The sequence below is a fragment of the Micromonospora sp. D75 genome (genome assembly GCF_018070405.1).
Lineage (GTDB): Bacteria > Actinomycetota > Actinomycetes > Mycobacteriales > Micromonosporaceae > Micromonospora > Micromonospora chalcea.
Genome location: NZ_JAGPXV010000939.1, coordinates 1 through 1,534, shown reverse-complemented (window position 1 = coordinate 1,534; position 1,534 = coordinate 1). Strand labels below are relative to the sequence as shown.

The window sequence follows — 1,534 nt, the reverse complement described above, 5'->3', positions numbered from 1 at the left end:
CGGGGGGCCCGCCTTCGTCGTGCCGTACGTCAGTCGAGCAACGCGCGGGCCGCCGTCAGCACGTCGTGCTCACCGAGCAGGACGTGGTCGGCCGCCGGGCCCAGCGGGACGTAGCTGTCGACGCTGTTGACGCGGGAGATCCGCCCCGGGTAACCGGCGTCGACCAGGGCGGCCACCACCGCCTCGGAGACGCCGCCGCCGGCCCGGGTCTCGTCGACCACCAGCACCCGGGGTACGCCGTCGAGCGCGGCGAGCATGCTCGCGGCCGGCAGCGGCGCGAGCCACTGCAGGTCCACGACGCGGGTGCCGGCGCCCCGCTCGGCGGCCAGCGTCTCGGCCACCCGCAGGCTCATCGGCACGCCGTTGCCGAACGTGACGAGCGCCAGGTCGTCGCCGTCGCGTACGGTCCGGACCTGTCCGAGCGGCGTCTCGGTGGCCGCCCACTCGTCCGGCGGGGCGTACCGGGCCAGCCAGCCGCCGTCGCCGTCGCTGTGCAGGTCACGGGTGTGGTAGAGCGCGATCGGCTCCAGGAACACGCAGACCCGCTTCTCCTGCTCGGCCAGCGCGAGGCACTGCCGCAGCAGCGCCGGCGCGGTGGCCGGGTGGGAGGCGACAGCCAGCGCCAGGCCGGGGATGTCCCGCAGCACCGCCACCGAGTTGTCGTTGTGGAAGTGCCCGCCGAACCCCTTCTGGTACGCCAGCCCGGCGATCCGGACCACCATGCCGTTGCCGTACTGCCCGTCGGAAAAGAACCGCAGCGAGGCGGCCTCGCCGCGCAGTTGGTCCTCGGCGTTGTGCAGGTAGGCGAGGTACTGGATCTCCGGGATCGGCAGCGTGCCGGCCAGCGCGCCGCCGAGCGCCACCCCGAGGATGGTCTGCTCGTCCAGCAGCGTGTCGAACACGCGGTTCGCGCCGAACGCCTTGCGCAGCCCGCGGGTGGCGCCGTAGACGCCGCCCTTGCGGGCCACGTCCTCGCCGAAGACCTGCGCCTGCGGCCAGGTGAGCAGCGCGTCGTGTAGCGCGGCGTTTACCGACTGGGCGAGCGTGAGCGGTCCGCGCGACTCGGGGAGCCGGCCGCCGAACACCTTGTCCCGCCCGGCGCCGGCCCGTCCGGCGGCCGCGCTGACCCGGTCGGTCCGGCGTTCGGTCAGCGGAGCGGTCACCGCAGCCGCGTCGGGCAGCCGCTCGACCCGCCCGAGCATCGCCTCGGCCTGGTCCATGACCAGCTTGCGGGTCTGCTCGTAGCGGGCCAGGCTCTCGGCCGGGGCGAGGATGCCGCGCCGGGCCAGCACCGCCGCCGTGGCCAGCAGCGGGTCGCGGGCGTAGTCGGCGAGGATCTCCGACCGGGACCGGTACGCCAGTTCCGCGTCGGAGCCGGCGTGGCCCATGAACCGGACCGTGCGCAGGTGCAGCACGGCAGGGCGGCGTCCGGCGCGTACCCGATCGGCCACCTCGCCCGCGACGGCGAGCAGCCGCGCGGGATCGGCGCCGTCGACGGCGGTGTAGTCCAGGCCTGGTAGCGCGGACAGCATCC

Annotated in this window: 1 protein-coding gene; it reads right to left on the bottom strand. The window is 75.1% G+C overall.

Annotation, left to right across the window (positions count from 1 at the left end; translation table 11 throughout):
- Positions 1-29: 29 nt before the first annotated feature.
- Positions 30-1,534: transketolase C-terminal domain-containing protein (locus KBX39_RS30880; RefSeq protein WP_210873932.1), on the bottom strand; the 1,505-nt coding region annotated here is incomplete at its 5' end.